Source organism: Bradyrhizobium sp. WBOS08 (assembly GCF_024585125.1).
In the GTDB taxonomy this organism is placed as follows: Bacteria; Pseudomonadota; Alphaproteobacteria; order Rhizobiales; family Xanthobacteraceae; genus Bradyrhizobium; species Bradyrhizobium japonicum_B.
The window spans coordinates 3,753,286-3,779,149 of record NZ_CP028988.1; the positions used below are offsets into that span (position 1 = coordinate 3,753,286).

The 25,864-nt window shown below is 65.7% G+C and carries 22 protein-coding genes and 1 other RNA gene; 8 read left to right on the top strand and 15 right to left on the bottom strand.

Annotated features, from left to right (window positions below; translation table 11 throughout):
* Window positions 1-70: 70 nt before the first annotated feature.
* The 3 genes from DCM80_RS17880 to DCM80_RS17890 all read right to left on the bottom strand — a co-directional run bounded on the left by DCM80_RS17880 (window position 71) and on the right by DCM80_RS17890 (window position 2,723).
* A complete protein-coding gene (locus DCM80_RS17880) occupies window positions 71-517 on the bottom strand; it encodes a GNAT family N-acetyltransferase (RefSeq protein WP_257192892.1) in 447 nt (148 codons plus the stop codon).
* Window positions 517-1,545: a peptidoglycan -binding protein gene (locus tag DCM80_RS17885; RefSeq protein WP_257192894.1), complete on the bottom strand. Its 1,029-nt coding sequence runs from the start codon at window positions 1,543-1,545 to the stop codon at window positions 517-519. The genes DCM80_RS17880 and DCM80_RS17885 overlap by 1 nt, the downstream gene beginning before the upstream one ends.
* A 158-nt stretch (window positions 1,546-1,703) precedes the next feature.
* Entirely contained in the window at window positions 1,704-2,723 is a 1,020-nt protein-coding gene (locus DCM80_RS17890) for a hypothetical protein (RefSeq protein ID WP_028138469.1), read from the bottom strand.
* A gap of 167 nt (window positions 2,724-2,890) precedes the next feature.
* On the opposite strand from DCM80_RS17890, the gene DCM80_RS17895 reads away from it, so the two are divergent.
* The 3 genes from DCM80_RS17895 (at window position 2,891) to DCM80_RS17905 (ending at window position 8,643) form a co-directional block, all read left to right on the top strand.
* On the top strand, window positions 2,891-3,910 hold the full coding sequence (locus DCM80_RS17895) for a cyclopropane-fatty-acyl-phospholipid synthase family protein (protein ID WP_257192895.1): 1,020 nt from the start codon (window positions 2,891-2,893) through the stop codon (window positions 3,908-3,910).
* 219 nt (window positions 3,911-4,129) lie between these two features.
* Entirely contained in the window at window positions 4,130-5,323 is a 1,194-nt protein-coding gene (locus tag DCM80_RS17900) for an efflux RND transporter periplasmic adaptor subunit (RefSeq protein ID WP_257192896.1), read from the top strand.
* A 158-nt stretch (window positions 5,324-5,481) separates the two neighbouring features.
* Window positions 5,482-8,643 carry a multidrug efflux RND transporter permease subunit gene (locus DCM80_RS17905; RefSeq protein ID WP_257192897.1) on the top strand — a complete coding sequence of 1,054 codons (3,162 nt, stop codon included), beginning with the start codon at window positions 5,482-5,484 and terminating at the stop codon, window positions 8,641-8,643.
* A gap of 289 nt (window positions 8,644-8,932) precedes the next feature.
* Here DCM80_RS17905 and DCM80_RS17910 read toward each other — a convergent pair whose 3' ends face one another.
* The 9 genes from DCM80_RS17910 to tkt all read right to left on the bottom strand — a co-directional run bounded on the left by DCM80_RS17910 (window position 8,933) and on the right by tkt (window position 19,202).
* Window positions 8,933-9,454, bottom strand: coding sequence for an N-acetyltransferase (locus tag DCM80_RS17910; protein ID WP_257192898.1), 522 nt, complete (start codon window positions 9,452-9,454; stop codon window positions 8,933-8,935).
* Window positions 9,455-9,591: 137 nt separating this feature from the next.
* Window positions 9,592-10,383: an inositol monophosphatase family protein gene (locus tag DCM80_RS17915; protein ID WP_257192899.1), complete on the bottom strand. Its 792-nt coding sequence runs from the start codon at window positions 10,381-10,383 to the stop codon at window positions 9,592-9,594.
* 129 nt (window positions 10,384-10,512) lie between these two features.
* Window positions 10,513-11,586 carry a tetratricopeptide repeat protein gene (locus tag DCM80_RS17920; RefSeq protein WP_257192900.1) on the bottom strand — a complete coding sequence of 358 codons (1,074 nt, stop codon included), beginning with the start codon at window positions 11,584-11,586 and terminating at the stop codon, window positions 10,513-10,515.
* Window positions 11,587-11,594: 8 nt separating this feature from the next.
* Complete coding sequence (locus DCM80_RS17925; protein ID WP_257192901.1) at window positions 11,595-12,284, bottom strand: thiamine phosphate synthase; 690 nt, start codon at window positions 12,282-12,284, stop codon at window positions 11,595-11,597.
* A 3-nt stretch (window positions 12,285-12,287) separates the two neighbouring features.
* Entirely contained in the window at window positions 12,288-13,328 is a 1,041-nt protein-coding gene (locus DCM80_RS17930; protein WP_257192902.1) for a class I fructose-bisphosphate aldolase, read from the bottom strand.
* 257 nt (window positions 13,329-13,585) lie between these two features.
* The gene (fba, locus tag DCM80_RS17935; protein ID WP_257176687.1) at window positions 13,586-14,653 is read right to left on the bottom strand and encodes a class II fructose-bisphosphate aldolase; all 1,068 of its coding nucleotides are present in this window, start codon (window positions 14,651-14,653) and stop codon (window positions 13,586-13,588) included.
* A 54-nt stretch (window positions 14,654-14,707) separates the two neighbouring features.
* Window positions 14,708-15,904, bottom strand: a complete 1,197-nt coding sequence (gene pgk, locus DCM80_RS17940) for a phosphoglycerate kinase (protein ID WP_257192903.1) — start codon at window positions 15,902-15,904, stop codon at window positions 14,708-14,710.
* Window positions 15,905-16,060: 156 nt separating this feature from the next.
* Window positions 16,061-17,068 carry a type I glyceraldehyde-3-phosphate dehydrogenase gene (gene gap / locus DCM80_RS17945; RefSeq protein ID WP_257176688.1) on the bottom strand — a complete coding sequence of 336 codons (1,008 nt, stop codon included), beginning with the start codon at window positions 17,066-17,068 and terminating at the stop codon, window positions 16,061-16,063.
* 148 nt (window positions 17,069-17,216) lie between these two features.
* Window positions 17,217-19,202 carry a transketolase gene (gene tkt, locus DCM80_RS17950; protein ID WP_257192904.1) on the bottom strand — a complete coding sequence of 662 codons (1,986 nt, stop codon included), beginning with the start codon at window positions 19,200-19,202 and terminating at the stop codon, window positions 17,217-17,219.
* A 375-nt stretch (window positions 19,203-19,577) separates the two neighbouring features.
* Between tkt and DCM80_RS17955 the strand changes: the two genes are divergently transcribed.
* From DCM80_RS17955 to DCM80_RS17975, 5 genes are all read left to right on the top strand, one after another.
* Entirely contained in the window at window positions 19,578-19,898 is a 321-nt protein-coding gene (locus tag DCM80_RS17955) for a DUF4164 domain-containing protein (protein WP_028138456.1), read from the top strand.
* Window positions 19,895-20,278, top strand: a complete 384-nt coding sequence (locus DCM80_RS17960) for a cell division protein ZapA (protein ID WP_028138455.1) — start codon at window positions 19,895-19,897, stop codon at window positions 20,276-20,278. Before DCM80_RS17955 ends, DCM80_RS17960 begins: the two co-directional genes overlap by 4 nt.
* Before the next feature lie 255 nt (window positions 20,279-20,533).
* Window positions 20,534-20,694, top strand: a non-coding RNA gene (gene ssrS / locus DCM80_RS17965) — 6S RNA.
* A gap of 190 nt (window positions 20,695-20,884) precedes the next feature.
* On the top strand, window positions 20,885-21,481 hold the full coding sequence (locus tag DCM80_RS17970) for a 5-formyltetrahydrofolate cyclo-ligase (protein WP_257192905.1): 597 nt from the start codon (window positions 20,885-20,887) through the stop codon (window positions 21,479-21,481).
* Window positions 21,459-22,283 (top strand): TIGR00282 family metallophosphoesterase, encoded by an 825-nt coding sequence (locus DCM80_RS17975; protein WP_257192906.1) that lies wholly within the window; start codon window positions 21,459-21,461, stop codon window positions 22,281-22,283. Before DCM80_RS17970 ends, DCM80_RS17975 begins: the two co-directional genes overlap by 23 nt.
* 170 nt (window positions 22,284-22,453) lie before the next feature.
* Here the strand turns inward: DCM80_RS17975 and DCM80_RS17980 are convergent, their stop codons facing one another.
* From DCM80_RS17980 to DCM80_RS17990, 3 genes are all read right to left on the bottom strand, one after another.
* Complete coding sequence (locus tag DCM80_RS17980) at window positions 22,454-22,639, bottom strand: hypothetical protein (protein ID WP_257192907.1); 186 nt, start codon at window positions 22,637-22,639, stop codon at window positions 22,454-22,456.
* Window positions 22,640-22,960: 321 nt separating this feature from the next.
* Window positions 22,961-24,097, bottom strand: a complete 1,137-nt coding sequence (locus DCM80_RS17985) for a DSD1 family PLP-dependent enzyme (protein ID WP_257192908.1) — start codon at window positions 24,095-24,097, stop codon at window positions 22,961-22,963.
* Between the two features lie 303 nt (window positions 24,098-24,400).
* Window positions 24,401-25,825: a methyl-accepting chemotaxis protein gene (locus DCM80_RS17990; protein ID WP_257192909.1), complete on the bottom strand. Its 1,425-nt coding sequence runs from the start codon at window positions 25,823-25,825 to the stop codon at window positions 24,401-24,403.
* Window positions 25,826-25,864 lie beyond the last annotated feature (39 nt).

Consider the following 25,864-nt stretch of genomic DNA (forward strand, 5'->3'; position numbering starts at 1 on the left):
TCACTGCCGTCTCTGGAATACTGGATCACCCGCCTTCGCGGGTGATGACAGCTCAGTTTGCGTTTGGCGATCACGCCCGCCACACCATCTTCAGCACCGGCCGCCCCGAGGTCGGGTTCACGTCGTCGCCGGCATGGGCAAAGCCGTTGCGCTCGTAGAAGCGGATGGCGCGGGCATTGTCCTTGTTGACGAGCAGCGTCACGCCCGAGGGTGACAAGCGCTTGGCTTCCTCGACGAGCAGCCGCGCGGCATCAGAGCCCCAATGCGCGGGGTCGACCACGAGCTGGTCGAGATAGCCCTCGCCGTCGATGGTGACGAACCCGGTCAGCGCGCCGTCTTGTTCCGCCACCACGATCGAGGCCTTCGGCACCAGATCCCTGCGCCAGCGCTCGCGCCACCACGCCAAGCGCGCCGCGAAGTCGATCTGCGGATAGGCCGCTTGCCAGGTGCGGTGCCAGAGCTCGATCGCGGCGGCTTCGTCTTCGGGGCGGTAGGGGCGGAGGTGAAGCGCGCTCACTACCGCTCCGTCAGCTTCAGCTCGATGCGGCGGTTGCGCTTGTAGGCTTCCTCGGTGTTGCCGGGATCGAGCGGCTGGAATTCGCCGAAGCCGGCCGCGACGAGGCGCTGGGCGGGCACGCCGAGCGAGACCAGATATTGCACCACCGAGATCGAGCGTGCCGCCGACAGGTCCCAGTTCGATTTGAAGTTCGCTCCGCTCACCGGCCGCACGTCGGTATGGCCGTCGACGCGCAGCACCCAGGGGATCTCGCTCGGGATCTTCTTGTCGAGCTCGATCAGCGCGGTCGCCAGCGTGTCGAGCTCGGCGCGGCCCTCGGGCAGCAGCATCGCCTGTCCGGTGTCGAAGAACACTTCGGACTGGAACACGAAGCGGTCGCCGACGATGCGGATGTCGGGCCGGTTGCCGAGGATGGCGCGCAGGCGGCCGAAGAATTCGGAGCGGTAGCGCGACAATTCCTGCACCCGCTGCGCCAGGGCGACATTCAGGCGCGACCCCAGATCCGCAATGCGGTTCTGCGATTCCTTGTCGCGCTTCTCGCTGGCGTCGAGCGCCTCTTCCAGCGCCGCCAATTGCCGCCGGAGCGCGCTGATCTGCTGGTTCAGCACCTCGATCTGCGCCAGCGCCCGCGCCGAGACCGCCTTCTCCGAATCCAGCGCCTTGCCGAGCTCGGAGGTCTTGCCTTGCGCGTCGTTGCCGGCGGCAGCTAAGCCGTCATAGAGGCCCTTGATGCGGTCGCGCTCGCTCTCGGCCGAGGCGAGGCCGGCTTTCAGCTGCGAGACCTGGTCGTCGAGCGTGAGCTTGCCGAGCTTCTCCAGCGACAATAGCTCGTTGAGCTGGGCGATCTTGGCGTTGAGCTGCTCCAGCGCCTTGTCCTTGCCGGTGACCTCCTGCGACAGGAAGAACTGCACCACCAGGAACACCGACAGCAGGAACACGATCGACAGCACCAGCGTCGACAGCGCGTCGACGAAGCCGGGCCAGTAGTTGAGGCCGCCTTCGCTGCGGCGGGCGCGGGCAAGAGCCATTTACGTCTCCACTTCCGTGTCCCGGACAAGCTGCAAGGCGTCAGCGTTGCGGCGCAGAGCCGCGACCCATTCTGTACGCAGAAGGTGCTGGGCCCCGGCTCAGCAACACATCACTTCGTGCTGCGTCGCGTCCGGGGCACGAACCTTTCGTCCTGTCCTCAACTCTTCTCCGGCTGGCGCGCGAGGCGCTCCAGCAGGCGCCGGATCTCGCGGTTCTGCTCGCCCTGGCCGTCGGCCCATTCGCGGATCATCTGCTGCTCGGTGCGCATGTGCGAGACCAGCGCCTGGATCGCTTCGGCAAGGCTCGCCATCGCCGCCGTGGTGCCGCGGCTGCCACTGCCTTCCTCGAGCACGGAGCGCAAGCGCTCGACCGCGGCCTGCAGCTCGCCGCTGGCGACCCCGCCGCCGCCGGAGGCGACCGCAACCTCGCCGCTGCCATATTCGCGCACGGTGGTGGCCAGCCAGTCCTCGAGGTCGGTGTAGAAGCGGTTCTGGGCCTGGCTCGATTGCAGGTCGAGGAAGCCGAGGACCAGCGAGCCGGCGAGGCCGAACAGGGAGCTCGAGAACGAGATGCCCATGCCGCCGAGCGGGGCGGCGAGGCCTTCCTTCAGCGTGTCGAACAGCGCCCCCGAATCGCTCCCGACCTTGAGCCCGTCGATCACCTTGCCAACCGAGCCGACCGTCTCGATCAGGCCCCAGAAGGTGCCGAGCAGGCCGAGGAAGACCAAAAGGCCGGTCATGTAGCGCGAGATGTCGCGGGCCTCGTCCAGGCGGGTCGCGATCGAATCGAGCAGGTGCCGCATGGTGGTCTGGGTGATCGACATCCGCCCGGAGCGCTCGCCGCCGAGGATCGCCGCCATCGGCGCCAGCAGCTTCGGGTGCCGGGCCGGCGCCAGGCCGGGGTCGGCGATGCGGAAATTGTTGACCCAGGAGACTTCGGGATAGAGCCGGATGACCTGGCGGAACGCCAGGATGATGCCGATGAACAGCACCCCTCCGATCAGGGCATTGAGCCCCGGATTGGCGAAGAAGGCCTGGATGATCTGCTTGTAGAGCACCACGCCCACCAGCGTGCACAGCACCAGGAAGACCAGCATCCGCACCAGGAAGACGCTGGGCGAGGACAGTTTGGTGTACTCGATATCCATGGTGGAGCGGGACGAAGTGCCTGACGGCATGGCCATTATCATCCATTACGTAGCCTGCTTGCGGGGCGCACTATGGCACAGCGCCGGCCCAAAAAAAGCGCCGGATACGCCGATTTCGGTGACGGCTCGGGGAACCCGCGCCGGAAGCGGTGCTTTGATAGCCAGATATCTGCAGAAGTTCGCTATTCAGGAGACGCATGAGCGTCGTTTCCGCGATCATCGGGACTGCCGAACGCGTGCCGCTGCCGGACCTCGTGGTCCGCGCCGCGATCCAGCGCCTGTGCTCCCGCACCGCAACGCGCCTCGCCGGCCATGATGCGGCCACTGACGCCGCCCTCGCTGGTCGGATGATGCTGCGGCCGATCGCCGAGGGTGCCGCAGCCGGGCGCGACGAGGTGCCCGCGGCGGTCTTCGCGGACGTGCTCGGCCCGAGCCGCAAATATTCCTGCTGTTTCTACAAGACCGACGCGACCACCCTGCAGGAGGCGGAGGAGGAGGCGCTGCGCCAGACCGTCGAGCATGCCGGCCTTGCCGATGGCCAGACCATCCTCGAGCTCGGCTGCGGCTGGGGCTCGCTGTCGCTGTGGATGGCGCGGCAATTTCCGCACGCCAAGGTGACGGCGGTGTCGACCTCGCAGGCGGAGCGCGCCCATGTCGAGGAGCAGGCACAGCAGCGCGGCCTGCTGAACCTGCGCGTGGTCACCGCGGACATGAACGTGTTCGCGCCCGACGGCCAGTTCGACCGCATCGTCTCGGTCGAGATGTTCGAGCAGATGATGAATTGGCGCAAGCTGATGACCCGCCTGCGGTCATGGCTCGCCCCCGAGGGGCGGTTCTTCATGCAAATCGTCACCCATCGCTCCGGCTCGCAGCTGTTCGACCGGCTCGATCGTGACGACTGGATTGCGCAGCATGTCTTCACGGGCGGGCTGATGCCAAGCCATCACCTCGTCAGGCAGTTCGACGACATCTTCACGGTGGAGAAGGAATGGTGCTGGAGCGGCACGCATTATCAGCGCACCGCGAACGACTGGCTCGTCAATTTCGACAGGCATCGCGACGCGACCGAGGCATCGTTGCGCAAGGTCTATGGCGAGGAGACCGCACTCTGGCTGCGGCGCTGGCGCTGGTTCCTGCTCGCGACGTCGGGCCTGTTCGGCTACGCCGATGGAACCGAGTGGGGCGTCAGCCAATACCGGATGAAAGCCGCCGGGTAATTGCGATCTTCTGTCGCGGCACGTCGGGATGGAACCTGACTCACGATCAGGTGATTCTCAAAATATATCGTTTGGTCAATTGGTTAGCTCGTGTGACAATGAGCCGCCAATCCTTTCATTGCGTCGCAGCAAGCACCCATTATTTTCTTTTTCAAATCAGACTGTCCGGAATTTCCTGGAAGCCTGAGAGCAATGCGATTGAACGGGGCAACTACCCTTATGCCAGTACTTCATGCGCGATCCGCCTGCATGGTCTTGATGCTCGCGGTCGCGGCGCCGCTGCTTGCGGGCTGCGACGAGTCAAACTCTGCGATCGTCCAGGCCCAACCGACCGAGCCGGATGTCAGCGTCGTCACGGTCAAGCCGCAGCCGCGTGCCATCGTGCGGGAACTCCCTGGCCGTATCGCGCCGACTCGTGTCTCCGAGGTGCGGCCCCGCGTGTCCGGCATCGTGGTCGAACGCCTGTTCCGCCAGGGCAGCGAGGTCAAGGCGGGCGATGCGCTCTACCGCATCGATCCGCGCCCGTTCGAGGTCGAGGTCATGGCCAACGAAGCTGCGCTGGCCAAGGCCGAGGCCGCCTTGATGCAGGCGAAGCAGCAGGCGCATCGTATCGCCACCCTCACCAAGGATCGTGCCGCCCCAGAGGCCGAGAACGAGAAGGCGATTGCGGCCGAACGCCAGGCCCATGCCGACGTCGAAGGCCGCAAGGCCGACCTGGCACGGGCCAAACTCAATCTCGACTACGCGACCGTGCGCGCGCCGATCGACGGCGTGGTCGGTGCGGCCCTGGTCAGCGAAGGTGCCCTCGCGGTGCAGAACGAGACCAATCTCGCCACCATCCAGCAGCTCGACCCGATCTATGCCGACTTCACCCAGTCGGTGAACGAACTCAACCAGCTCCGCCGCGCCTTCGAAACCGGTGATCTCGAGCGTATTGCGTCCGACACCGCCAAGGTCCGCCTCGTGCTCGACGACAACACCATCTATTCGCTCGAGGGCAAGCTGCTGTTCTCCGACGCCAAGGTCGACGCCCACACCGGACAGGTGACGTTGCGCGGCGAGTTCCGAAATCCCAAGCGCGAATTGCTGCCGGGCATGTACGTCCGGGTCCGTATCGACCAGGGTCTCGATTCCGACGCGATCGCGGTGCCTCAGCAGGCGGTCCAGCGCAACGGCGGCGGCGGCAGCGAGGTGTTCGTCGTCAAGGGCGACAACCACATCGCGGTGCAGGCGGTGCGCACCGGATCGGTGCAGGACGGAATCTGGTTCGTCACCGAAGGCCTGAAGGCCGGCGACAAGGTCGTGGTCGAAGGGTTCCAGAAGTTCGCGGCAGGCGACAAGGTCAAGCCGCAATCCTGGGTCGAGGCCGAAGCGACCGCGGACAACCGGCACGCCCAGCAGCTCACGCGGTAGCGCTCGCGCGGCAAGTGTGGTCCTCATCCTGAGGAGCCCGCTGAAAGCGGGCGTCTCGAAGGATGGCCGCGGGCGAGAGCCCGCCTTCATGGTTCGAGACGCGCGTTCCGCGCTCCTCACCATGAGGGACTCACGAAACAACGAGGGTAAAACGGCCAATGGCCAGTTTCTTTATCGACAGGCCCATCTTCGCCTGGGTGGTCGCGCTGTTCATCTGCTTGATCGGTGCGATCGCCGTGCCGCTGCTGCCGATCGCGCAATATCCGATCATCGCACCGCCCTCGATCTCGATCTCGACCAGCTATCCCGGTGCCTCGCCGGAAAACCTCTACAACAGCGTCACGCGTCTGATCGAGGAGGAGCTCAACGGCGCCTCCGGCATCCTCAATTTCGAATCGACCAGCGATTCGCTCGGCCAGGTCGAAATCATCGCCAATTTCCAGCCGGGCACCGACACCAACGACGCCTCCGTGGAAGTCCAGAACCGCATCAAGCGCGTCGAGGCACGTCTGCCGCGCGCGGTGATGCAGCAGGGCATCCTGATCGAGGAAGCCTCCAGCGCGGTGCTCCAGATCATCACGCTGAGCTCGACCGACGGCAGCCTGGATGAGGTTGGCCTCGGCGACTTCATGATCCGCAACGTGCTCGGTGAGGTTCGCCGCATTCCAGGCGTCGGCCGCGCTACGCTCTATTCGACCGAGCGCTCGCTTCGCGTCTGGGTCGATCCAGCCAAGCTCGTCGGCTATGGTCTCACGGCCGACGACGTCAACAAGGCGATCGCCGCGCAGAACGCGCAGGTTGCCTCCGGCAGTATCGGCGCCGAACCTTCGACGTCCAACCAGCGCACCTCCGCGCTGGTGCTGGTCAAGGGGCAGCTCTCCTCGCCGGACGAATTCGGCGCCATCATCCTGCGCGCCAATGCCGACGGCTCGACCGTGCGCCTGCGCGATGTCGCGCGCGTCGAGGTCGGCGGCCTCAGCTACCAGTTCAACACGCGCCTCAACGGCAAGCCGACTGCGGGTCTGTCGGTGCTGATGTCGCCCACCGGCAATGCGCTGGCGACCGCGAGCGCGGTCGAAGCCAAGATGAAGGAGCTGTCGCGCTTCTTCCCGGCCAACATCACCTACGAGATTCCCTACAACATCACGCCCGTGGTCGAGGCTTCGATCAAGAAGGTGCTGACGACACTCGTCGAAGCCGTGGTGCTGGTGTTCGTGGTGATGTTCCTGTTCCTCCAGAACATCCGCTACACCATCATTCCGACCATCGTGGTGCCCGTGGCGCTTCTGGGCGCCTGCACCGTGCTGCTGCTCGCCGGTTATTCCATCAACATGCTCTCGATGTTCGGCATGGTGCTCGCGGTCGGCATCCTCGTCGACGACGCCATCGTCGTGGTCGAGAACGTCGAGCGCATCATGGCCGAGGAAGGCCTGTCGCCGAAGGAAGCGACGCGAAAAGCCATGTCGCAGATCACCGGCGCCATCATCGGCATCACGCTGGTGCTGATGGCGGTGTTCGTGCCGATGGCATTCTTCCCGGGCTCGGTCGGCATCATCTACCGCCAGTTCTCGGTCACCATGGTCGCGGCGATCGGCTTCTCCGCCTTCCTGGCGCTGTCGCTGACGCCGGCGCTTTGCGCGACGCTGCTGAAGCCGATCGCCAAGGGGCACGGCCATTCCACCAACTTCGTGTTCAGCCGGTTCAATCATCTGCTCGAGGCCTTCCGGTTTCGCTACGCCAGCACCGTCGGCTTCTCGCTGAAACGCACGGGCCGCCTGATGCTGGTCTATGTCGCGCTGCTGGTCGGGCTGTCCTGGGCCTTCGTCAATCTGCCCGGCGGCTTCCTGCCGGTCGACGACCAGGGCTTCGTCACCACAGACGTGCAGACGCCGTCGGATTCGTCCTATGCCCGGACCGAGGCCGTGATCGAGAAGGTCGAGAAATATCTGGCCGCGCGGCCGGGTGTCGACAACGTCACCTTCCTCACCGGCTTCAGCTTCTCCGGCCAGGGCATGAACACCGCGCAGGCCTTCATCACCCTGAAGGACTGGTCGGAGCGCGGGCCGAAGGATTCCGCCGCCGCGATCGTCAACGACGTCAATCGCGACCTCGGCTCGTCGATCCGCGATGCGAAGATCTCGGCGCTGCAGCCGCCGCCGATCGACAATCTCGGCAACTCCTCCGGTTTCTCGTTCCGTCTCCAGGACCGCGGCCAGAAGGGCTATCCGGCCTTGATGCGCGCTGCCGACCAGCTGATCGCGGCGGCCAATGCGAGCCCGGTGCTCCAGAAGGTCTATATCGAAGGCCTGCCCGAGGCAGGCGTGGTCAATCTCATGATCGACCGCGAGAAGGCCGGCGCGTTCGGCGTCACCTTCGAGGACATCAACAACACGATCTCGACCAATCTCGGCTCGAACTACATCAACGACTTCCCGAACCGCGGCCGCATGCAGCGCGTCGTGGTGCAGGCGGACGCCCGCGACCGCATGCGGACCGAGGACATCCTCAACTACAACGTCAAGAACAGCCGCGGCCAGCTGGTGCCGTTCTCGTCCTTCGCCACGGTCGAATGGGCGCGCGGGCCGACGCAGATCGCCGGCTTCAACTATTATCCGGCGGTGCGCATCTCCGGCGAAGCCAGGCCCGGCTTCACCTCGGGCGACGCCATCGCCGAGATGGAGCAGCTTGCCGACAGATTGCCGCGCGGCTTCGGCTATGAATGGACCGGGCAGTCGCTGCAGGAGAAGCTGTCCGGCTCGCAGGCGCCGTTCCTGCTGGCGCTGTCGGTGTTCGTTGTGTTCCTGTGTCTCGCCGCGCTCTACGAGAGCTGGACCATTCCGCTCGCGGTGCTGCTCACCGTGCCGCTCGGCATCGTCGGCGCGGTCGCCGCGGCGATGCTGCGCGGCCTGCCCAACGACGTCTATTTCACCGTCGGCCTGATCACCATCATCGGCCTTGCCGCCAAGGACGCGATCCTGATCATCGAGTTCGCCAAGGATCTGCGCAAGGAAGGCAAGCCGCTGGTGGAGGCCACCATCGAAGCCTGCCGCCTGCGCTTCCGCCCGATCCTGATGACCGGCCTTGCCTTCATCTGCGGCGTGCTGCCGATGGCGATTGCCCACGGCGCCGGCGGCGCCAGCCAGCAGGCGCTCGGCTCAGTCGTGATGGGCGGCATGATCGCGGTGGTGATCCTGGCGCTGTTGATGGTGCCGGTGTTCTTCGTCTCGGTGCAGCGCGTGCTGGGCGGGGACCGGGAGCCGGCGGCGGCGAAGGAACGCGAGCCTCACGGTTCGCCGGCGCGGGCTCATACCGGGCACTGACAGTGCTTTCCGTCATGCCCCGCGCAGGCGGGGCATCCAGTACGCCGCGGCTTCTCGGTATCCGACTGACGTCTCTGGAATACTGGATCATCCGCCTTCGCGGATGATGACGGTGGAGTGCGAAGCGCGGGCTTCCGCCTTACGTCGGCTTCCGCAAGATCTTCACCAGATACCCGTGCGCGAACTCGTTGCCGCGCACGACGTCGCCCGTCACCAGCACGTCGTCAGGCGTCTCAGGCGGGTTCGAGCCGGAGAACGGGGCGCTGGCGTCAGCATCGGCGTCTCTCGCTTACATGATCTTTTCGAACAAGAATCCTTCGCTACCCGCAGGATCGTCCGGAACAGCGGGGTGATTCGGATCGGTATGCCGGTCGTTGAAGAATTCGATGATCTTGAAACCACACTTGTTGACGTAGAAGTGGATGTTTCTCTTCTCGAAATATGGAGTGTAAGTCCGCCACGCCACCGTCTTTGGGTACCGGTGTTCCAAGGCAAGCCACGCTTTGTGGCCCAAACCACGCCCCTCCTGGCCAACCTTCAGAAAGAAGAGATCCAGCGAGTTACGGTGAGTTTGTTCGTTGATGGTCACCACCGCGCCGCCAACCTTTAGGCCTTCGCAAATGATGCGCAGTGTCACCGCCCCCTTGGCGTTGATTGATTTGTCCAGGTCGTCGTCTGAAGGAATGGGCCCGTCCGGCAGATTCTCGTATTCCTCCGCAACGGCTATGGAGAAGGCGTCCTGCAGTTCTTTTTTGAAATCGCCGATATCGGTTGCGTCAACCTTCACCAAGCTGATTTGAGTGTCGGACATATCGTCCTCGTAGACGTGCTGCCCAATCGGGCAATGTTCACGGTAAGAGGCCGGGCAACCGCCGCTTGGTCAAAAACCTCGCGCGCGCGTCGAATATCCCCGGCCCGGCGATAAGTCCTGGGCGTCGAGCTTCCGCCTTACGCCGCCTTCCGCAAGATCTTCACCAACTCCCCGTGCACGAACTCGTTGCCGCACACGACGTCCCCGGTCACCAGCGCATCGCCGGGCGTTGCGATGTCGCTCACCGTCCCGCCGGCTTCGCGCACCATCAGCATGCCGGCCGCGATGTCCCAGGATTGCAGATTGCGCTCCCAATAGCCGTCGAGGCGGCCGGCGGCGACGAAGGCGAGGTCGAGCGAGGCGGCGCCGAAGCGGCGCAGGCCCGCGACGCGGTCCTGGATCGCCGTCATCTCGCGGCGGAATTCCTCGTGATCGCCGCGGCCGATATGGGGCAGGCCGCAGGCCACCACGCATTCGTTCAGCTGGCGGCGGCCGGCCACCCGCAGGCGCTGGTCGTTGAGGAAGGCGCCCTTGCCGCGCTCGGCGATGTAGAGCTCGTCATTGGCGGGGTTGTAGATCACGCCCGCGATGATCGTGCCCTCGCGCGACAGCCCGATCGAGATCGCAAATTGCGGGATGCCGTGCAGGAAGTTGGTGGTGCCGTCGAGCGGATCGACGATCCAGGTATGGCTCTTGTCGCTGCCTTCCCGCGTGCCGCCTTCCTCGCCGATGAAGCCGTAGCCGGGGCGGGCCTTGGCGAGGTCCTGGTACAGCATCTCCTCGGCGCGCTTGTCGGCAAGCGAGACGAAATTCGCCGGCCCCTTCAGCGAGACCTGGAGATGCTCGATCTCGCCGAGATCGCGCTTGAGGCTGCGACCGGCACGGCGCGCGGCCTTGACCATGACGTTGATAGTGGCGGAATACAGCATGAGCTTTCGGTCTTGATCGGGGGAGAAGGGCGGGACATCGCGCCTGTTTGACGCCTTGGGTGCCCTGCAGGGGCGCTGGCGTCAAGTCATTGGATCAGGTCATTTCGGATCAGGTCATTTGGGGTCAAGTCATTTGTTGCCGAGCCACTTCTTGGCGGCGGCCTCCGCCTTGGTCCGCTCCTCGGCGGGCAGGTCGGACAATTGCTTGTCGAGCTCGGGGTCGCCCTTGCCGGCGGTCTTGGCCACCAGGTGCCATTTGAAGCCCTCGACCTTGTCCATGGTGGTGCCGACGCCGTTGATCAGCACCCACGCCAGCCGGTTCTGTGCGATCGCGCTGCCCTGGCGGGAGGCCTTGCGGAGCAGGGCGACGGCGGCCGGCTGGTTCTTCGGCGTGCCGGTGCCGTTGAACATGGCGATCGCATATTCGACCTCGGCGTCGACATTGTCGGCGAGCGAGGCGGCCTGCAGCAGCCGCACCGCGCGTTCCGGATCCTTCGGAACGCCGGTGCCTTCCTTGTAGAAGGTCGCGAGCGCGTACTGCGCCTCGGGCAGGCCGGCATCGGCGGCCTGGCGCAGCAGCTCGGCCGAGCGCTTGACGTCCTGCGGCAGGGTCTGGCCATCGAGATAGAGCAGAGCGAGATTATAGGCCGCCCTGGGCTCGCCGAGCTTGGCGGCGGACGCCATCAGCTTGACGGCCTCGCCCTTGTCGACCGCGCCGCCGCGGCCGGAAATGCGCAGCATGGCGAGCGCGAACATCGCCTCGCGGTCGCCGGCGTCTGCGGCGCGCTTGTACCATTCGGCCGCCTTGGCATAATCGCGGCGAATGCCCATGGCGTTGGAATAGAGCTCGCCGAGCATGGTCATCGCCTTGGGATCGCCGGCTTGCGCGCGGGCGGTGGCGAGCTCGAACGCCGTCTTGTACTGGCCGCGCTGATAGGCGCCGTACACCAGATCGGCGTTGGAATTGTCGGTCGGCGGCGCCGGGATCACGGTCGGGGCCGGCGTCGGCTTGGCGGAGGGGGCCGGCTTGGGCGAGGCCGCAGGCTTCGGCGCAGCCTCCTTCTTGGCCGGCGCGGGGGGCTTGGGCTTCTGCTTCTCAGGCGGCGTGCTCGGTATGGTGGCCGGCGGGGCGATCTGAAGCTGCGCGGCCGCCGGTGCCGTGAGCAGCAGCGCAGCCAGCATGGTGATGCAGGGGAGCTTCATGTCGGGCGCTAGCCGTGCTCGTCGCCGGCAGTATTCTGGCTCGCCGTCGCCGTCGCGTGCGCCTTCTTGATCGCGGCATCCGCCTCGACCAGCGCGGCCTTGGGCCCGCGCGGATCGGACCAGATGAAGTCGCCGACCAGCACGAAATCGGCGCCGCTGAGGGCGAAGTCGTGGGCTTCCTCGAGCGAGGTGGCAAAGCCGACGCAGGGCGGCTCGAACAGCTCGGCCCACCAGTCCAGCCGCTCGGCGATCGCCTGCGCCTGGGGACGCTGGCCATTCGCATCGGGTTCGCCGAACAGCACGTAATCCGCGCCCATTTCGCCCGCATCCATGGAATGGTGCCGCGTCGTCAGCCCGCCGACGCCGGCGATGCGATCGGGCTTGAGCGATGGCAGCGCCTCCTTCAGCGCGGCGATGCCGGGCAGGTGCGCGCCGTCGGCGCCGCCGCGCGCGACCAGCTCGGCATGGCCCTCGACCAGCAGCGCTGCGCCAGCCTTCTGCACCGGCGGCGCCAGCGCCTTGATGCGCGAGATCATGGTGCGGTGGTCGGTCTCCTTCAGCCGCAGCAGCACGGCCGCGATGTCGGCGACCGCGAGCAGGCCCGGGAGCTCGGCGACAAGCGCAGCGGGATCATCCACGACGGGCGTCGCAAGGTAGAGGCGCGGCGCCGGACGCGGCGGAGGCGGTTTGTTCGACAAGATCTAGGCTGCCTTCTGTTCCAGGCTGCTTTGCCACTCACCCTTGGCGGCAAGGCCGTTCATTCGCGCGCGATGGCTGAAGGCGCGCTGGCCGGCCGCGACATTCTCAGGCCTCCCGGACCAGGCCTTCTGCGGCGCGGCCTGCAGCGCGCGGCCATAGGAGAAGGTCAGGCCCCAGGGCAGCGGACCGAGCCTGTGCATGGCGTTGAGATGCGCGGTTGCCTCCTCGTCCGACTGGCCGCCGGAGAGGAAGGCGATGCCGGGCACGGCCGCCGGCACGCAGGCCTTCAGCAGCCGGATCGTCTTCTCCGCGACCTCCTCGACGGAAGCCTGCTTCGCGCACTTCTTGCCTGAGATCGCCATGTTGGGCTTCAGCACCATGCCTTCGAGCGCGACGCGCTGGACGCGCAATTCCTGGAACGTCTTGTTGAGCACGCGCCCCGTCACTTCATAGCAGCGGTCGATGTCGTGGTCGCCGTCCATCAGCACCTCCGGCTCCACGATCGGCACGATCTGTGCGGCCTGGCACAGCGCGGCATAGCGAGCCAGCGCGTGGGCGTTGACGCTGATCGCGGTCATGGAGGGAATGCCCCGGCCGTCAGCGCCGCTGCCGATGTCGATCACCGCGCGCCATTTGGCGAAGCGCGCGCCGCGCTCGTAATATTTCTTCAGCCGCTCGGCGAGCTTGTCGAGCCCGACGGTGACGAGCTCGCCCGGACACATCGGCAGGGCCTGCGTGCCCTCGTCGACCTTGATGCCGGGAATGGCACCGCTGCTCTCGATCAGCTTGATCAGCGGCGTGCCGTCCGCAGCATTCTGCCAGATCGTCTCGTCATAGAGGATCACGCCGGAGATGTACTGGCTCATGGCGTCCTTGGAGCGGAACAGCATCTCGCGATAGTCGCGGCGGTTCTCTTCGGTCGAGGCGACGCCGATCGCGTCGAAGCGCTTCTTGATGGTGCCGGAGGATTCGTCGGCGGCGAGGATACCCTTGCCGGGTGCCACCATGGCGGTCGCGATCCTGTTGAGCTCAGTCAGATTCATCGAGAGGTCCTCCCAAAACGATTCTGCCCTTGCCCGTGAAAATAGACCGTTCTCGGGCAATTGCCGAGTTAACGTTCGTCGCAGGGGGAGGGGGCCGACCTCCACAGCGTCATGGCCGGGCTTGTCCCGGCCGTCCACGCCTTGCTCCGGCCACCCAAGAACGTGGATGCCCGGGACAAGCCCGGGCATGACGACTTCTCGTGGATCTCTACCTATGACAGCCCTGCTGCAAGTGGAGCTGCGCGCGGTGTCGGCTTTTACGCGACCTTCGGATCCAGCTCGCCCTTGGCGTAGCGCTTGGCCATCTCGGCGGTGGTCAGGACGCGCTTGATCTTGGCGGCCTGGCCTGCGGTGTTGAACTCCTGCAGGCGCTGCTTGCACAGCTTGGTCATGGCTTCCATCGCCGGCTTCAGGTACTTGCGCGGATCGAACTCTTCCGGGCTGTCCTTCAGCACCTTGCGGATCTGGCCTGTCATCGCCATGCGGTTGTCGGTGTCGATGTTGATCTTGCGCACGCCGTTCTTGATGCCGCGCTGGATCTCGCTCACGGGCACGCCCCAGGTCGGCTTCATCTTGCCGCCATAGGCGTTGATGATGTCCTGGAGATCCTGCGGCACCGAGGAGGAGCCGTGCATGACGAGGTGCGTGTTCGGCAGCTTGCGGTGGATCTCCTCGATCACGTTCATGGCGAGGATGTCGCCGTCGGGCTTGCGGGTAAATTTGTAGGCGCCGTGGGACGTCCCCATAGCGATCGCGAGCGCGTCGACCTTGGTTTCCTTGACGAACTTCACGGCCTCGTCCGGATTGGTCAGGAGCTGGTCGTGGCTGAGCTTGCCTTCGGCGCCGTGGCCGTCTTCCTTGTCGCCCATGCCGGTCTCGAGCGAGCCGAGCACGCCGAGCTCGCCCTCGACCGAGATGCCGCCGAGATGGGCCATGTCGGTCACGGTCTTGGTGACGTCGACATTGTAGGCCCAGTCGCCGGGCGTCTTGCCGTCGGCCTTGAGCGAGCCGTCCATCATGACGGAGGTGAAACCGGCCTGGATCGCGGTCATGCAGGTCGCCGGCTCGTTGCCGTGGTCGAGATGCACGCAGACCGGAATGTGCGGATAGATCTCGGTCACCGCGTCCATCATGTGCTTGAGCATGACGTCGTTGGCGTAGGAGCGCGCGCCGCGCGAGGCCTGGATGATGACGGGCGCGTCGACCTGGTTGGCCGCGTCCATGATCGCCAGCGCCTGCTCCATGTTGTTGATGTTGAAGGCCGGTACGCCGTAATCGTTCTCCGCCGCGTGGTCGAGCAGTTGACGTAACGTGATCCGAGCCATCTGTCTTTTTCTCCCGTTGGGGCCTTTCAAGGCCGCGATGTTTGCCGACTTGAGTTACTTGACGCGCAGCACCTCGACGCCGGGCAGGGGCTTGCCTTCCATCCACTCGAGGAACGCGCCACCGGCGGTCGAGACATAGGTGAAGTCACCGGCCACATGGGCCTGGTTGAGCGCTGCGACGGTGTCGCCGCCGCCCGCGATCGAGATCAGCTTCTTGGCCTTGGTGCGCTCGGCAGCGTGCTTGGCGGCCGCGACCGTGCCGCGGTCGAACGGCTGCATCTCGAACGCGCCCAGCGGGCCGTTCCAGACCAGCGTCGCCGCGTCGTCGATCGCGGCGTGGACGCGGGCGATCGATTGCGGGCCGACGTCGAGGATCATGCCGTCGGCCGGGATCGCGTCGAGCCCATAGGCGTGCGAGGGCGCGTTGGCGGCGAAGTGATAGGCAACAATGGCGTCCACGGGCAGGATGATCGCACAATTGGCGGCGTCCGCCTTCTCCATGATGCGCAGCGCGGTGGCGCTCAGATCCTTCTCGGCCAGCGACTTGCCGACCGCAACGCCCTGGGCGTGCAGGAAGGTGTTGGCCATGCCGCCGCCGATCACCAGCGCGTCGACCTTGGTCACGAGGTTTTCGAGCAGGTCGATCTTGGTCGAGACCTTGGCGCCGCCGATGATGGCGATGACGGGCTTGGTCGGCGAGCCCAGCGCCTTCTCCAGCGCGTTGAGCTCGGCCTGCATGGTGCGGCCGGCATAGGCCGGCAGCTTGTGGCCGAGGCCTTCGGTCGAGGCGTGGGCGCGGTGCGCGGCCGAGAACGCGTCGTTGACCCAGATGTCGCCGAGCTTCGCCAGCTCCGCGACGAAGGCCGGATCGTTCTTTTCCTCTTCCTTGTGGAAGCGGGTGTTCTCGAGACAGAGAATGTCGCCGTCCTTCAGAGCGGCAACGGCCTTGGCCGCGGGCTCGCCGATGCAATCGTCGGCGAAGGCGACCGGCTTCTTCACCACCTTCGACAGCGCCTCGGCGACCGGCTTGAGCGAGTCCTTGGCATCGCGCCCCTTCGGCCGGCCGAAATGCGCGAGCAGGATGACCTTGCCGCCCTTGTCCGAGATTTCGGCGATGGTCGGCGCGACGCGCTCGAGCCGGGTCGCGTCGCTGACGCGGCCATTGTCCATGGGCACGTTGAGGTCGACGCGCAGCAGCACGCGCTTGCCCTTCACGTCGACGTCGTCGAGGGTGCGGAATTTGTTGGTCATCGGACGCTCTCTCTTGTCCCGGGCGCTGCGCTAGCCGCGGAGCGGTGCGCTGCAGAACCGGGACCCGCATCACAAGCGAGTCCCGCGGTTGAATGGGTCCCGGCTCTGCGGAGCAGCGCTATGCGCTGCACCGCGTCCGGGACACGAGACCGTGGCTCAGATCACCTTCGCCATCGCGGCGGCGGTGTCCGCCATGCGGTTCGAGAAGCCCCACTCGTTGTCGTACCAGGACATCACGCGCACCAGCGTGCCGTTCTGCACCTTGGTCTGGTCTTCGTGGAAGGTCGAGGAGTGCGGGTCGTGGTTGAAGTCGATCGAGACGTTCGGCGCATTGGTGTAGCCGAGGATGCCCTTGAGCTGCTGCTCGCTGGCGCGCTTCATCGCCGCGTTGATCTCCTTGGCGTCGGTGGCGCGCTTGGCGACGATCTTGAGGTCGACCACCGAGACGTTCGGGGTCGGCACGCGGATCGCGACGCCGTCGAGCTTGCCCTTCAGCTCGGGCAGCACGAGGCCGATCGCCTTCGCCGCACCGGTCGAGGTCGGGATCATCGACATCGCGGCCGCGCGGCCGCGGTAGAGATCCTTGTGCATCGTATCGAGCGTCGGCTGGTCGCCGGTATAGGCGTGGATCGTGGTCATGAAGCCGGTCTCGATGCCGACGAGGTCGTTCAGCACCTTGGCAACCGGCGCCAGGCAATTGGTGGTGCAGCTTCCGTTGGAGACGACGAGGTGATCCCGGGTCAGCGTCTCGTGGTTGACGCCGTAGACGATGGTGGCGTCGGCGCCGTCGGCGGGCGCGGAGACCAGCACGCGCTTGGCGCCGGCGGTCAGATGCGCGGATGCCTTGTCCTTCGAGGTGAAGATGCCGGTGCATTCCATCGCGATGTCGACGCCGAGATCCTTCCACGGCAGCTTCGAAGGATCGCGCTCGGCGGTCACCTTGATCTTGCCGCCTCCGAGGTTGATCGAGTCGCCGTCGACGGTGACGGTGCCGGGGAAACGGCCATGGACGCTGTCGAAACGGAGCAGATGGGCGTTGGTCTCGACCGGACCGAGGTCGTTGATGCCGACGACCTCGATGTCCTTGCGGCCTGACTCGGCGATAGCCCGCAGGATGTTGCGGCCGATGCGGCCAAAGCCGTTAATTCCGACGCGGACTGCCATGTTTCGTCTCCTTCAATGACCGTTGTCATCCCGCACAACGCGCTGTGCGCGCCTGCGAGGGTTTTTTAGGGGCGGGCGCCCGGTTCGGCCGGGCGGTGCTTGATCATATGAGGGATTACGTAGTCCTTTTTTGCGACAAGCTCAACTCTCAGGTAACGCGCTTCAGCACAGCGTTAACCGCAGCCTCGGCGGTAATACCGAAGTGCTTGTAAAGCTCCTTTGCAGGGCCGCTTTCGCCGAAGGAATGCATGCCGATGAATTCGCCATCCTGGCCGATCACGGCATCCCAGCCCCAGCGCACGGCAGCCTCGATCGCCACCTTCACCGGCGCATTGCCGATGATGGCGGCGCGCTTGGCCTCTGGTTGCGCTAACAACAGCTCCAGTGACGGAACGGAGACAACGCGCGACGCGATGCCGCGTTCCGCGAGCTGCTTCTGGGCAGCGACCGCGATCTCGACCTCGGAGCCGGAGGCGAACAGCGTCGCCTTGGCTTCGCCCTGGGCAGCGACCAGCTCGTAGGCGCCGGCCGCACAGGGATTGTCGTTCGGTGCGGTGGTGCGCAGCTGCGGCAGGTTCTGGCGCGTCAGCGCCAGCACGGTCGGACCGTCCACGCGGTTGAGCGCGAGCTCCCAGCACTCGGCGACCTCCATGGCATCGCAGGGACGGAATACGCGCATGTTGGGAATGGCGCGCAGCGCGGCGAGGTGCTCGACCGGCTGATGGGTCGGACCGTCTTCGCCGAGGCCGATGGAATCGTGCGTCATCACATAGACCACCCCGGCGCCCATGAGCGCGGCGAGGCGCATCGCGGGACGGGCGTAGTCGGTGAACACCAGGAAGGTCGCCCCGTTCGGCGCGAAGCCGCCGTGCAGGAAGATGCCGTTCATCGCGGCGGCCATGCCGTGCTCGCGGATGCCGTAATGGATGAAGCGGCCCTTCGGCGTCTTGGCCGAGAACGCGGTCGCCGACTTCGCCTTGTTGTTGTTCGAGCCGGTGAGGTCGGCCGAGCCTGCCAGGAATTCCATCGGCATCGCGCCGGCAATCACTTCGATGACGGCTTCCGAGGATTTCCGGGTCGCCGCATTCATCGGCTTTTCCAGCAGCTCCTTCTTGTAGGCGCGCACGGCCTTGGCGAGAGAAGCGGGACGCTCATGGCGCAGACGGCGCTCGAACTCGGCGCGCTTGCGGCTGCCGAGCTCGCCGAGCCGCGTTTCCCATTCCTGGCGTGCGGCTGCGCCGCGGCTGCCGGCCGCGCGCCACGCCTTCAGCACGTCCTCGGCGACCGCGAACGGCTCGAGCGAGAGGCCGAGCTTCTCCTTGGCGGCCTTGAGCTCGTCGGCGCCCAGCGCCTCGCCGTGCACCTTCGAGGTACCGGCCTTGTTCGGCGCGCCGAAGCCGATGGTGGTGCGGCAGGCGATCAGCGTCGGCTTGTTCGACTTCTTCGCGCGCATGATCGCCTCGGCAATCGCCGCCTGGTCATGGCCGTCGATCCTCTCGGCGGCCCAGCCCGCCGACTTGAAGCGCTTCACCTGGTCGACCGAATCGGCGATCGAGGTCGGACCATCGATCGAGATGCCGTTGTCGTCGTAGAGCACGATCAGCTTGTTGAGCTTCCAGTGCCCCGCCATCGCGATCGCTTCCTGCGACACGCCTTCCATCAGGTCGCCGTCGGAGGCGAGCACGTAGGTGTGATGGTCGACGATCTTCTTGCCGAACTCGGCGGCGAGCATCTTCTCGGCCAGCGCCATGCCGACCGCGGTCGAGATGCCCTGGCCGAGCGGACCGGTCGTGGTCTCGATGCCCTTGGTGCGGAAGTTCTCCGGGTGTCCGGGGGTGAGCGAGTCGACCTGGCGGAACTGCTTGATCTGGTCCAGCGTCATCTCGGCATTGCCGGTCAGATACAGCAGCGAATAGAGCAGCATCGAGCCGTGGCCGGCCGACAGCACGAAGCGGTCGCGGTCCGGCCAGGCCGGCGCCGCGGCGTCGAATTTCAGGAATTGCGTGAACAGCACCGTGGCGATGTCGGCGGCACCCATCGGCAGGCCGGGATGACCCGATTTCGCCTTCTCGACGGCGTCCATCGAAAGGCCGCGGATCGCGTTGGCCATACGGGTGTGATCGACCTGCGTCATGTCTGAAATCCGTCTGAAATGAGGCGCTTGGAGGCGATGTACGCCCGCGCGGGAGGAGCCTGGCGGCCACTGAAGGTCGGGGCTGGGATAGCACCTCGGTTCCGGGAGTCCAAGGCAGTCAAACGCCGATTTGGCCGCAAAAGTTGCCTCTGTGGAGATCGGTTTTCCGCTGGACGCTTTCGCGGCGGAACTCACGGATCGGGATGACGTCCGTCCCTGATTGATCGGTGCATAGTTTCGCGGCGGCGTTGCGCTGGGCTAGCTTGCCACGTAAATTTCTGCTTCTAACCGCTTGCCGAACCGAGTCTTTTGCCGGGCGGCAAGCCCCAGGAAAAGGCCACTGGGCAAAGGCCGCCAGGTTCCGCCGCTGACTACATGAACGATCGCGTGTCCAACAGTGCCGCCATGACGGAATCCTCCGCGGTCGAGATCGAGATCGCGACCCGCAGGCTGACGGCGGCGCTCGACGCGCTCGAAAGCGCGGTGGAGCGGCGGCGCGATGCCGATCGCGACGAGAACGAGCTCGCGGCGCGCATTCAGGCGCTGGGTGCGGACCGTTCGCGGCTTGCCGACGAGCTCGATGGCGCGCTGGTGAAAGCGCGCAAGCTCGAGCGCACCAACCGCGAGATCTCCGACCGGCTGGATTCGGCCATCGTCACGATACGCTCGGTGCTCGATACCGGAGAGGATGGATGAGCCACATCAACGTCACCATCAATGGCCGGCAATACCGCATGGCCTGCGAGGAGGGCCAGGAGGTGCGGCTGCTCAAGCTCGCCGAGAGCCTGGAGACGCGCATCCAGTCGCTGCGCGGAAAGTTCGGCGAGATCGGCGATGCCCGCCTCACCGTGATGGCGGCGCTGACGGTCTGCGACGAGCTGGTCGACGCCGGCAACCGTGTTCGTACCATGGAGCAGGAGCTGACCGAGCTCAGGGATTTCCGCAACGCCGCCGTCGAGCGTGCCCGGCTGACCCAGACCGCCGTGGTCAACGCGCTGAACGCCGCGGCCGAGCGCATCGAGAAGTCGACCCAGGTCCTGAACCGCACCGTCGGCAATGGGATTGCGATCGGCTGATCATGGTCAAAACGAAGTCTTGCAAGCCGGGGACGGTGCTCACCTCTCCCGCAGGGAGAGGTCGGATCGCATCGTAAGATGCGATCCGGGTGAGGGGTTACGGTCCCACCGCATATTGCGGCCCCTCACCCGGATCGCTTCGGACGATGCTTCGCATCGCCGAGCGCAATCCGACCTCTCCCCGCTGCGGAGAGGTGGAAATCGAGGCCGCTCGCTGGGCTGGCGATTCGTCAGTATCGTTGTTACATTGCCCAGGCGAGGCTGCGACGCGCGTCAGGAGCCATATATCCCCGGGGCCTTATCGATCCTTTAGGGAACTGTCCCTGTCCGGGCCCGTGGGCCCGGACATATGGTGCCCACCTACTTTCGTAGGGAACTCCGGGATCGAGTGCTTCAACGGCGTACGCGGCTTCGCACTTTCGTTTGCTTGCAGTGCGTTCTTGTCGGGTGAGGTCTACGACAAACCGGCAGTGTCATGCCCCGGCTTGACCGGGGCATCCAGTACGCCGCGGCGTCGATGTTAGATCACTTGCGTCTCTGGAATACTGGATCGTCCGCCTTCGCGGACGATGACGGCAGCTAGCTTTGCCTTCGGAGAAAACGCGCATGCCCAACACCAAAGCCGAGCTCCGCGCCAAAGCCCTGGCGGCGCGCGATGCGCTGAGCGAGAAGAAGCGCAGCGCCGCCGCCGCAAAGCTCGCCAAGCGCGGACTGCCGTTCGAGCTGCTGCCCGGCAGCATCGTCTCGGGCTATTCGCCGATCCGCAGCGAGATCGATCCGATGCCGCTGATGAAGGCGCTTGCGGAGCAGGGCGCAAAGCTGGCGCTGCCTTGCGTCACCGCACGTGGCCAGGCGCTGATCTTCCGCATCTTCCATCCGAATGATCGCCTGATGCTCGGCCCGCTCGGCATTCCCGAGCCGTCGCCGGCGGCCGCCGAAGTCATTCCGGACGTGATGCTGACGCCGCTCGCGGCATTCGATCGTCTCGGCCATCGCATCGGCTACGGTGCCGGGCATTACGATTTCACCTTCGCGCATTTGCGCAAAGCCAAGCAGATCGTCGCCATCGGGCTGGCTTTCGCAGCGCAGGAGATCAAGGCGGTTCCGGCACTATCGCACGACGTCGCGCTGGATTATGTGCTAACGGAATCGGACGTGTTCGATTTCCGGAGTTCTGAAGTTGCGCATTCTCTTCGTGGGTGATGTGGTCGGCCGTAGCGGCCGCGAGGCCGTCGCCGAATATCTGCCCGGCATGGTCAAGGACTGGTCGCTCGATCTCGTCGTGGTCAACGGCGAGAATTCCGCCGGCGGCTTCGGCATCACGGAAGCGATCTACCAGGAGTTTCTCGAGGCCGGCGCCGACGCAGTGACGCTCGGCAACCATTCCTGGGACCAGCGCGAGGCTCTGGTGTTCATCGAGCGCGCCGACCGCCTGGTGCGACCTGCGAACTATCCGCGCGGCACGCCGGGCCGCGGCGCTGCGCTGGTCGAGACCAAGAACGGCAAGCATGCGCTCGTCGTCAACGCGCTCGGCCGCGTCTTCATGACCCCGTTCGACGATCCCTTTGCCGCGCTGGAGCGCGAGCTAGGGGCCTGCCCGCTCGGCGTTGCCGCCGACGCCATCGTCGTCGATTTCCATTGCGAGGCCTCGAGCGAGAAACAGGGCATCGGCTTCTTCTGCGACGGCCGCGCCAGCCTCGTCGTCGGCACCCACACCCACGTGCCGACCGCCGACCACCAGATCCTCACCGGCGGCACCGCCTACATGACCGACGCCGGCATGACCGGCGACTACGATTCCATCATCGGCATGCAGAAGGAGGAGCCGCTGCGGAGGTTCACGTTGGGCATCCCGTCAGGCCGCTTCGAGCCCGCCGCAGGCGCGGCCACGCTCAGCGGGGTCGCGGTGCAGACGGACGACGCGACGGGGCTTGCGCTGAAGATTGCGCCGGTGCGCGTGGGCGGCCGGCTGGAGCCGGCGACGCCGAAATTCTGGTTGAGTTGAAGAACGTCGCAACATCCCGGTGTCGTCCCGACCTGGAGCGCGTGCTCACAGATTGGCGCCCCCGGACGGCTACATCAGCTTTGCTCTTAACAGCGGACATTGGCGGACAACCAAGGGAGGCCTGCTGAGGGCCATAAGCGTCACTCTCTCAGGAGAGCACGCTCCAGGGGTCAGCTGGGTGGACGATCAAAGCCCTCGAAGGCGACGAAAAGCAATCCGAACATGATTGCCACGATGAGACCTGAGCCGAGAACGACGATCAGGGCAGCCTTCCAGCCGGCCAAACCTCGCTTCTGGAGCCGAACCGCGTAGAGGATCAGGGCGATGAACAGGATAGGACCAACGAGCACGAGCATGGCTGATCCTAAATCCTTGCCCGAAGCTTCGTCTACTATTCAGGTCGCAATTCGCTTCCCCCCTTCAAGCCAGGTCTATCGTATATAGGCTTTTCGGAGGGGCCTGAGCAGGCGCCTCGTCCTTCGAGACGACCGATTCGCGGTCTCCTCAGGATGAGGCTAAGCGCCACCGCGCTCGCTGAAGCTGCTGCTGCGCAAACGGTCCTCATCCTGAGGGCCCGCCGGAGGCGGGCGTCTCGAAGGATGGCCGCAGGCGTGCTTCGAACTCCCGCTGCTTGTCCGTTGCGAGGCGGAGACTGACGCGCGCACTACGCGTCAATCTCAGGTGACCGCGCCGCGCGCCGCGACTGGCCAAAGTGCCTCCACGCGGGCATCCGGCGTGTTGAAGCCGCGCACGCCGACATACCAGTCGTAGAGATTGACGGTCGGGTCGCAATGGCCGGGGATCAGCGTCACCTTGTCGCCGATCGCAAGTCGCGACGACGCGCCGTCGAAATCGAGCAGGCCGTGCTCGTCGGAGGGCCGGTGATAGCGCAAATCGGGCCGGCCGAGCACGACCGGAAATCCGCTATCGTTCGACAGCGCCTTGTGGCCGGCATCGATGACCGCGCGCTCGCCGGCGCCGGTGCTCATCACGGTCGCGATCACGAACAGCGCATGCTCGAACGGATTGGCGTTGCGCGTCCCGTCGGCGAGGTTCTTGGCGTAGTCGGCGTCCATGAAGATATAGGAGCCGGCCTGCAATTCGTTCCAGATGCCGCTCGCGCCTTCGAGCTCGAAGGTTCCGGTGCCCGCGCCGCCAATCGTCCGGCATTCAAAGCCCGCGTCCTTGAGGACACGCAGTGTCTCCACGGTCGCGTTCGCGGCGCCGGCGATGGCCGCGCGCCGCTCCTCCGGCGTGCGCAAATGCTGGGCAGAGCCGTGATAGGCCTGCAAGCCGCCGAACGACAGGAAGCGTGACCCCGCGACCTGCCGCGCCAAGGTGGCCGCCGCCGGCCCCGGCCTGACGCCGCAGCGACCCGCGCCGACGTCGATCTCGACCAGGACTTCGATGTGCGATCCAGCGCGCTCCGCGGCCTGCGCCAGTTGCTCGACGCCCAGGGCATCGTCGACGCACACGCTGATGCGCGCATGGCGCGCCAGCGCGGCGAGCCGTTCCAGCTTCCGCAGGCCCACCACCTCGTTGCTGACCAGCACGTCGCTGACCCCGCCCGCCACCAGGATCTCGGCCTCGGCGACCTTCTGGCAGCATAGGCCGATTGCGCCGCGCGCGATCTGCTTGGCCGCAATGATCGGCGATTTGTGGGTCTTCGCGTGCGGACGCAGGCGAACGCCGAGCTTGCTGACCTGTGCCGCCATCGTGTCGAGATTGCGCTCGAAGGCGTCGAGGTCGATGATCAGCGCCGGTGTATCGATCTCGGCAAACGGCGCGCCGATTTGGGCGGGTGGAAGGGACATCGAAAACCAGCTTGTTGTGTTCGGGGGCGTGCCTCTAATGCGTGGCGGCCTTTCTATGGCAACGACGACAGGGGCACCAGTGTTGGCGGCTCAAAGCTCCAAAGCCGGGAAGACGGCAACGCCTCTCACAGTTCGGAATATTAGCAGTCTACCCCCGTTTTGCCCGACAAGCCAAATCGCCTCGCCCACATCCCATCGCAAAGCCGTTCTGCCCCATTGCAAGCCGTTGATTCCATTGACCCCGCCTACTGTGCATGGGGTTGTTTTCGCGCTTTTTAGTAGGAGCTGTCCCGCGGGCCGCCGTCAGCCCTGGCGAAAACCCATCCGGAACGCGCCCCAGTGCTTGCCGCGGATCATGATCGGCGAGGACAGGTCCTTCATCAGCACGAACTGTCCGCCGCCCATGTCGCGGCGGTAGGTCTGGAGCAGGAACGGCTTGGTGCTGCCTGCGACCTTCTTCACGGTGCGGTCGTTGAACAGGCGGCGGTTGCGGCAATTGGCGTTATTCCAGACCGGGTCCTTGCCCTGCGGCAGGCGGTAGTTCGGATTATGGGTCGGCAGGTAGCCGCTCCGCGCCCAGGCGACGCAATAGACGATGCGCGGATCCGATTTCTGGATCGGGTCCTGGATCGCGGGCAGCACGCGGTCGGTGAACTCGACGTAGCCAGTGAGATATTGCTTCGGATCGGTGCCGGGAATTTCCCGATAGGTCTCGTCGAGCAGCTGGTCGAGCGTGATGTCGCCGCGATCGATCGCGGCTTCGAACTCGGCCGAGATTCGCTTGGCGGTATCGACCACGATCCGGATCAGCGGCGTGTCCGAGGTCTCCACGCCGCTGTCGGCGATCAGCGCGATCAGGCCTTCGGATGTGTCGAGCAGCTTGGCCACCCGCTCGTCGGCGTTCTTGAGGTCGTGCGAGGAGAGGTCGACGCCCTTGGCGAGCTCGTTGAGCTCGCTGATGACGGTGTCGCAATGTCCGAGATTGGAGGTCGCCGCGCGCGTGACGCTGCCGATCTCCGCTTCCACGGAGGCGAATCCCTGCTGCACGCGGGAGATGATGCCGGAGATCGCTTGCGCGCCTTCGCCCGCCGTCTTGGCGCGCTGGGAGGCGTCGCTGCTTTCGCCGATCAGGCCTTCGATCTGGCCGTCGAGATCGCGCACGGTGTCGGAGATCTCGTGCGTGGCCTGGCGGGTGGCTTCCGCGAGGTTCTTCACTTCGCTTGCGACCACCGCGAAGCCGCGGCCGGCATTGCCGGCGCGGGCGGCCTCGATGGTCGCGTTCAGCGCCAGCAGATTGGTCTGCTTGGCGATCGCCTCGATCGAGCCGGACACTTTCGCGACCTGCGCCAGCGCCGAGCCGACCGCGCTGAGGCGCGCCTCGATCCGCTCCACCGCGGCGACGAGCTCGGAGATGTGGCTGACCGCGGTGTCGACGGCGCTGCGCGACTGCGCGATCTCGCCGACCGCAGCTGACGTCGTGGTTTGCACCGCCTGCGATGCATTGGCGATGTCGTGGTTGGCCGAGACCATCGTCTCGGCCGTCTTCTGCAGATGATGGAACCGTTCCGACTGGTTGGCGACGCGGTTTGCGACTTCCTGGACGTTGCCGGCGATGTCAGCGAGTTCCACGCCGAGGCCGCCGATGCGGTCGGCGAGCTGATCGATCAGCCGTTCGGCGAGCGTGCGGTTGGATGCGGTGTCCATGACGGCAAGTTGTGCGGCGGACATGTCCTGGGCTTCCTCCAATCAGGGCCGTTCGCCGGCCCT